This is a genomic window from bacterium (genome assembly GCA_024226335.1).
In the GTDB taxonomy this organism is placed as follows: Bacteria; Myxococcota_A; UBA9160; order SZUA-336; family SZUA-336; genus JAAELY01.
The window spans coordinates 22,821-29,084 of sequence record JAAELY010000167.1; the positions used below are offsets into that span (position 1 = coordinate 22,821).

General features: G+C 61.8%; 7 protein-coding genes and 2 tRNA genes. 6 read left to right on the forward strand and 3 right to left on the reverse strand.

Annotated features, from left to right (window positions below; all coding sequences use genetic code 11):
• Positions 1 to 75 precede the first annotated feature (75 nt).
• From GY725_07940 to GY725_07955, 4 genes are all read left to right on the forward strand, one after another.
• Complete coding sequence (locus tag GY725_07940; GenBank protein ID MCP4004110.1) at positions 76 to 1,227, forward strand: NADH-quinone oxidoreductase subunit D; 1,152 nt, start codon at positions 76 to 78, stop codon at positions 1,225 to 1,227.
• The gene (locus tag GY725_07945) at positions 1,211 to 1,453 is read left to right on the forward strand and encodes a hypothetical protein (GenBank protein MCP4004111.1); all 243 of its coding nucleotides are present in this window, start codon (positions 1,211 to 1,213) and stop codon (positions 1,451 to 1,453) included. Before GY725_07940 ends, GY725_07945 begins: the two co-directional genes overlap by 17 nt.
• A 74-nt stretch (positions 1,454 to 1,527) precedes the next feature.
• A complete protein-coding gene (locus GY725_07950) occupies positions 1,528 to 1,908 on the forward strand; it encodes a hypothetical protein (protein MCP4004112.1) in 381 nt (126 codons plus the stop codon).
• Positions 1,909 to 1,965: 57 nt separating this feature from the next.
• Positions 1,966 to 2,039 (forward strand) — tRNA-Cys (locus GY725_07955).
• A 450-nt stretch (positions 2,040 to 2,489) separates the two neighbouring features.
• On the opposite strand, the gene GY725_07960 is transcribed toward GY725_07955, so the two are convergent.
• The 3 genes from GY725_07960 to GY725_07970 form a co-directional block, all read right to left on the reverse strand.
• Positions 2,490 to 2,807, reverse strand: a complete 318-nt coding sequence (locus GY725_07960) for a hypothetical protein (protein ID MCP4004113.1) — start codon at positions 2,805 to 2,807, stop codon at positions 2,490 to 2,492.
• A 23-nt stretch (positions 2,808 to 2,830) separates the two neighbouring features.
• Positions 2,831 to 3,400, reverse strand: coding sequence for a hypothetical protein (locus GY725_07965; GenBank protein ID MCP4004114.1), 570 nt, complete (start codon positions 3,398 to 3,400; stop codon positions 2,831 to 2,833).
• Between the two features lie 209 nt (positions 3,401 to 3,609).
• The gene (locus GY725_07970) at positions 3,610 to 4,947 is read right to left on the reverse strand and encodes an anthranilate synthase component I family protein (protein ID MCP4004115.1); all 1,338 of its coding nucleotides are present in this window, start codon (positions 4,945 to 4,947) and stop codon (positions 3,610 to 3,612) included.
• A 191-nt stretch (positions 4,948 to 5,138) separates the two neighbouring features.
• On the opposite strand from GY725_07970, the gene GY725_07975 reads away from it, so the two are divergent.
• Positions 5,139 to 5,861, forward strand: a complete 723-nt coding sequence (locus tag GY725_07975) for an RNA methyltransferase (protein MCP4004116.1) — start codon at positions 5,139 to 5,141, stop codon at positions 5,859 to 5,861.
• An 88-nt stretch (positions 5,862 to 5,949) separates the two neighbouring features.
• Positions 5,950 to 6,025 (forward strand) — tRNA-Thr (locus GY725_07980).
• Positions 6,026 to 6,264 lie beyond the last annotated feature (239 nt).

The following is a 6,264-nucleotide window of genomic DNA, read 5'->3' on the forward strand; positions in this document are numbered from 1 at the left end:
TTGGCGCAGCGAGAGAAAAGGAAGCTTGCACCGGGAGAAAAGGGCGACCTGCACGCGGATCACCAGATCCTGAACATGGGGCCTTCGCATCCCGCCACGCACGGCACGGTCAAGATCCTGCTCGAGATCGATGGTGAAGAGATCGTCGACATGGACGTCATGGTCGGGTACCTGCACCGGGGTTTCGAAAAGGAGTGCGAGAGCGGCACCTGGTACCAGGCGATTCCGTATACCGACCGATTGAATTACAACTCCGCGATTCTCGCGAACCTGGCCTATTGCATGGCCGTCGAGAAGCTGCTCGATTGCGAAATGACTCCGCGCTGCCAGTGGATGCGCGTGATGGCGGGCGAACTGTCGCGCGTCGGCGACCACCTTACGCGCGTCGGTGCAGCTTGTCTCGAACTCGGCGCTATGACTCCGTTTCTGTACGGGATCGAGGCACGCGAGCTGATCTGGGATCTTCAGGAAGGCTTGTGCGGAGCACGGGTCACTTCGAATTACGTCCGGATCGGTGGAATGCAACGCGATATTCCCGAGGGCTACCTGACTCGTTTGAGCGAATCGCTGAACGAGGTAGAGAAGCTGACGAGCGATTTCGACAAGGTCGTCACTTCGAATCGCATCTTCGTCGACCGTTTTCGCAACACGGGAACGCTTTCGAAGGAGCGTTTGATCGAGATGGCCGTTACCGGACCGCTGTTGCGAGCAGCCGGAGTTCCTCTCGATCTGCGAAAAGCCCAGCCTTACCTCACCTACGACGAGATCGATTTCGATGTGCCCGTCGGAGCGATCGGCGACAATTTCGATCGCTTCCTGGTCTGCCAGGAGGAGATCAATCAGAGCATTCGCATCATCCGGCAGTGCATTCCCGTGCTCGAAAAGACCCAGGGCGATCCGGTCAACATCGACGATCCAAGAGTGCGCTGGCCTGCCAAGGATCGGGTGTTTGGCCGCATGGAAGAGTTGATCCAGCAATTCAAGGGCGTTACCGAGGGGCCCCGAGTTCCGGAGGGTGAGGCCTACGCGGCGGTCGAATCGGCCAATGGCGAACTGGGCTTCTACGTCGTGTCCGACGGCACTGGAAAGCCGTACAAGGTGCGCTGCCGGCCACCGAGTTTCGTCAACGTCGCTCCGATGAAGGAGATGTTGATTGGCGGAATGCTGGCCGACATCGTGCCGACCTTCGACATGATCAACATGATCGGGGGTGAGTGTGACCGCTGAGGAGCTGACCCATCCGCAGGCGCGCGAGCGTTGGGGCGACGTCCACGAGTGGGAAGGGAGCGTCAACGATCCGCGCATCCACGAGGAGCACGGTATTCGCTTCAATGAGAAGTGGGTCTACCTGCTCGCCGATGGTCGCAGGCGAATCGTGTACTGGCACCGCTATGACTGTCGGGGTGTTCTGATCGAATCCCCAGACGGCGCGGTTCAACCGGAGCAGCTCTGAACGATCCGCCGCCGTTGCGGCCGCTGGGTCTGGTTCTACGGAGCACGGGTCGATTCTGGCACCAGGGTGTCGAGGTGACGAACGCGAGGCTGCACCGCGCCTTCCTTCGCGGGGTCCGCTGGGCGGAACCGGAGGGCACCTTCATCGTCCAGATCGGACATTTTCGCGGCTGGCTCGATGTCGAGGACGTGGCCTTCTGGGTGACCAGCTATGACGAGGCTTCGGGCGAGGTCGAATTGAGCGACGGTAGCTGTGAGGTGCTGGACGCTGAAAGCTTGTCCGTGGACGCCGACGAGGTGCTGCGTTGCAACGTGAAGCAGCGCTTTTCAGCGCGCATGACCCGCACCGCCCAGGGGCATCTGCTGAACAGCGTCGAAGTCCAGGAAGGTCGCGCCGTCGTGGTGCGTGCGGCTGCGAAACGCCTTAGAGCTCCCGGTCTGGACGGGCTGGCTTGAAGCCGCTGGCTGCCTACCGTATAAGCTATGCCTCGTTGCGGTTCGAAATCCGCCAACGGCGCCGTAGCCAAGTGGTAAGGCACGGGCCTGCAAAGCCCTGATCCCCGGTTCAAATCCGGGCGGCGCCTCCAACCTTCTTCCGGGCCCATTTTTCGGGGTGGATGACACCACGAGGCTTTCTCGCTCTGGCGCCCCCGCTATAGTTTCGTCTTCCGTGCCCGGATGGTGGAATAGGCAGACACAGGGGACTCAAGGATTGGGTCTCCCGCGCGGCAACGCGCGGGTAATAAACCGGGTGAATTCAGGGAAGCCTAAAGTCGCGCTTGCGCCGCTGGCGTGGTCGGCCATGGTAATCCTGAGCCAAGTCGCGGAGGGCGAAGGTTCCGCGGAAGGTGCAGAGACTAGCGGGGTGAGTCCCAACAATAACCCCCGCCGAAGAGCGCCCGGCACCCCACGTGGGTGATGAGATAGTCCATGCCGGCGGGAAACCGTCGGAAAAGCAGTAAAATCCTTTGGAGTGAAAGCTCCGTGCGGGTTCGAATCCCGCTCCGGGTACCACCGATGAGAGGCCTTTTGGGTCTCTATCGCGGAAAAACGAACGACTGGCGGACGGTTTCTTCGGGCGTCTGCTCGAGAAGTTCGGTCAGGGTGTCGCGATCGAGGATCGTGGTCCGCTGATACGACATCTCCGGGAGTTCGAGTTCCAGTCGGTAGAGTTCGCAGGGGCCCTTGAGGATCTGCCGAACTCGGGCGCGACCGCCTTCGTCAACGTCTCTTTGAATCGACGAGATGATCGCTCGGATGCGACGTTCGCGTTTGCGAACAGGATCGGGGTAGATGTCCAGAGTGCGCCGATGGCGCATGACGCGGAAATTCCCCGCTGTTCTGTTCGTCGACATCTCAGTTCTACCTGTCCGGCATGCTATCCGACGGCTTCGGGGCTAGCAACTGCGTCCGGTGCGGTCTGCAGGAGCTGTCCGATGCTTCGATCGTAGGTTTCCAGTCCGATGGGTGAGCCTCCGAGAAGCTGAATTCCGACGATTGCGATCGCCCGCGCACCGTGCTCACCTTTGAGGTATTCGGGACGCGTCCAGCAGACTCGCCCAACCATGTCCGCCATCGTATTCTCGCCGGGTAGCTTCAATTCGAGTAGCAGTCGCGTTCCGATCGCGGGCGCTCGCTCGCATTGCAGGCAGATACCCCGACGCGACACGTTGAGCACGACTTCTTCTTCACTCGTTTCAAAGAAGACGGTTCCAGATGCGGCATCGCGAACGGGATCAATCGTGCTGAAGTGCGCAGCGATCGAGACCTCTTTGTTCGTGTGGACGCGTTGCTCAGGAGCAATCTGTCTGGTTGCGATGGCGTCATTTGAAATGCGCGGAGATTCTGGAAGTTCGATGCGACGCCACTCTGCGTTTCCGCCGATCTCGATCGGACCGATGATCGGTGTCGCGTTGTCGCCAGAGTGGGTTTGCTTCGAATTCTTCATTTCGCCTCCGCTGCGTCCATGCGAGATACTTCGGAGTGGTCTTCGGACGTCTTGAGACACTCCGCACAACGGAACCCTTGCTGAGTTCGCGTGTGCTGGTGCGCAGGCGTTCAAGCGGTGGACTCAAAGACCCGGCTGGAGCTTCCTGTCGCCCCTGGGTCTGGCTGTCCCCGCCGATACCTTCCGGAAAGTCTCGCACCGGTCTGCGATCAGCCCCTGAGCCCCCAGAGCCGGGCGAAGTCGCGGCCTTTGTCGCGCGTTTCCTGGAGTTCGTGGTCGGGGCGGGAGTCTGCGACGATTCCGCCCCCGAGGTGCAGTGACAGGCGCCGATTTCGAGCGACGGCCGTGCGAATCGCGATCGACCAGTCGAGGCTTCCCGCTGAATCGACGTAGCCGATGGCGCCCGTGTACACGTCGCGCGGCACGGGTTCGAGTTCGTGGATGATCTGCATGGCGCGCAGCTTGGGGGCTCCTGTGATCGAGCCGCCCGGGAAAGTCGCTCGAAGCAGCGCCGGCCAGTCGCTCGGAGATCGCAAACGGCCCTCGATCGAAGAAACCAGGTGATGGACCGCCGGATAGCTGCGCAATTCGGCGAGGCGCCTCACCTTCACACTGCCAAACTCGCACACCCGCCCGAGATCATTGCGCTGAAGGTCTACGATCATCATGTGCTCGGCTCGATCCTTCCCGGAAGCGAGTAGCTGTTTGGCCAGCTCCGCATCCGCCTCTGGGGTGCTGCCGCGCGGTCTCGTTCCCTTGATGGGACAGGTCTCGACACGCCCGCCTTCTACGCGCAGGAAGCGCTCCGGGGAAGCCGATAGCACCGAGCGCCGCGTGCTCTCTAGATAGGCAGAAAACGGCGCTTCGGCTCGCTGGCTCAGCCGGGTGTACATGGATCGCAGAGACTGAAGGGGCGGGGCGCTGGATTCGAGCTGGCGCGACAGATTCACCTGGTAGACGTCCCCGGCGCGGATGAAAGCCAGGATCGATTGGATCGAGTCCAGGAAGGCGCTGTCACTCGTCGGAGACGAGACCGGCCCGATCTGGACCGGCTCCGCTTCCTTCGCCTCCGCGACAGATCGATTGATCGTCTGAGCCAGCCTCTGGACCGCCACCTGACTGCTGCCGACAACCTCTCCGCGGCCTGAATCGGGATCGAAACGGTAGAGGGCACGGAACCCGGCCAGGTCGACCGTGTTGCGAAAAACACATGGCGAATCGAAATTCGAGCGGCCGCTGGGCTCGAACTCGAATCCCAGCTCGTAGGACAGACTGCCGATCAACCACGCCGCTTCGCCAAGAGCATCACGATACCCCTGAAGCCAGCTTCGAGCTCGCTCCAGTGCTTCTGCGCGGCCCACGAACTCGACCTCGGGGGCCATCGCCAGGAAATGGTGTCCCCGGCCGCCGGAGGCTGGACCCGTTCCCCAGCCTTCACCCGCCCGGGCTTCCAGGATCCGCGCGCCACAAGCTGCGGGTAGGGCTGCGAGAATTTCGCAGGGCGGGCGGGCCTTCTGTATAGGGAGGCGAAGGGAGGCGGAGCGCACGGTCGTCTCGTCAAGGTGTTGGTGGTGCAGAGAATGGGTCTGTCAGCGAAATGCTCGAATCGAGACCCGTTGGCAACTCTCGGAGTCGCCTTGCCGGGGATCTGTGCTGCCAACATACCCTCTTTGGAGCTCGGACCCATTCTCCGGACCACAACCGATGGCTACCCGCGGTCTTGGGCTAGAGTAGATTCATGGCGCGATCTGCCTCAAAGAACGTCACGATCGAAGGGGTTCGCCCGGTGATCGAAGCACTCCGAGCCGGTCGGCGGCAGGTGTACGATGTGATTCTGCCCTCTGGGGGCGTCCGCTCGAGCCCGGGACAGCGGCAGCTCGAGGCGCTCTTGCGGGAACGGGGCATTCCCGCGACGCGAAAATCGGGGGTGGGGGTCAGCGCTCGAGTCGATGTCTTCCCCGAAGAGCCCTTCGAGTCCCTGCTGGGCAGCGAACACGCGCCACTTCTGGTCGCGCTCGATCGCGTGACGGATGTCGGGAATCTGGGCTCGATTGCGCGCTCGGCGGAGGTGGCCGGTGCGAGTGGTCTGATTCTGGAAGATCGCCACTCTCCGCCGATCGGTGGCGGAGCGTTGCGGGCCAGTGCCGGGGCGCTGGAGCATCTGCGGGTCGGACGGGCCCCAAATCTCCGCCGCGCACTCGAATTCGCTCGCTCGGAGGGCTTCGCGATCCTGATCGGCGAGCTCGATGGACTCCCGATCGAGCGGATCGATGAGCCTCTGCTCTGTGGTCCCTTGATATGGGTTTTCGGCTCCGAGGATCGCGGGCCGCGGCCCTCGGTCAGAGAACTGGCCAGTCAGCGCGTTTCGATTCCGGTGGAAGGTCGAGTGGAGTCACTCGGCGTGGCCGCCGCCGCAGCCCATCTCCTTTTGCGCACGGCGGAAGTCAGGCGAAAGAGTTGAGGCGATCTCCATGTGGGGAAACACCCATCCAGAGGGCTTTCGGGAGACGGTGGCAACCCGAGAATCTCCTGATACAATCGTCACTTGCGCTGGCGTAGCTCAATTGGCAGAGCAGCTGACTTGTAATCAGCAGGTTGGAGGTTCGAGTCCCCTCGCCAGCTCCATGTCGAGGGTTGGATCGAGTGGGGCTGATCGAGAATCTCGGACTGTATCTGGACAATCGACGATCGTCACTTGATCTGGCGCATCTGATTTTCTTAGAACGGGAAACTAACAAACAGTTTGGCGGAGCGTTCCTGGAGCCTCGAGTGAGTCGGAAGGATTCAGCGGGGCCGGGGAACTTTTACGCGTGTTCGGATTTTCGTGCGCGAGTTGGAGTAGAGGGGGATCGCCAGAAGGCCAC

Excerpts from the sequence above, each read along its gene's own strand:
- GY725_07940 (MCP4004110.1), top strand. The coding sequence starts at position 76 with ATGGGGCCTTCGCATCCCGCCACGCACGGCACGGTCAAGATCCTGCTC.
- GY725_07960 (MCP4004113.1), bottom strand. The coding sequence starts at position 2,807 with ATGTCGACGAACAGAACAGCGGGGAATTTCCGCGTCATGCGCCATCGG.
- GY725_07965 (MCP4004114.1), bottom strand. The coding sequence starts at position 3,400 with ATGAAGAATTCGAAGCAAACCCACTCTGGCGACAACGCGACACCGATC.
- GY725_07975 (MCP4004116.1), top strand. The coding sequence starts at position 5,139 with ATGGCGCGATCTGCCTCAAAGAACGTCACGATCGAAGGGGTTCGCCCG.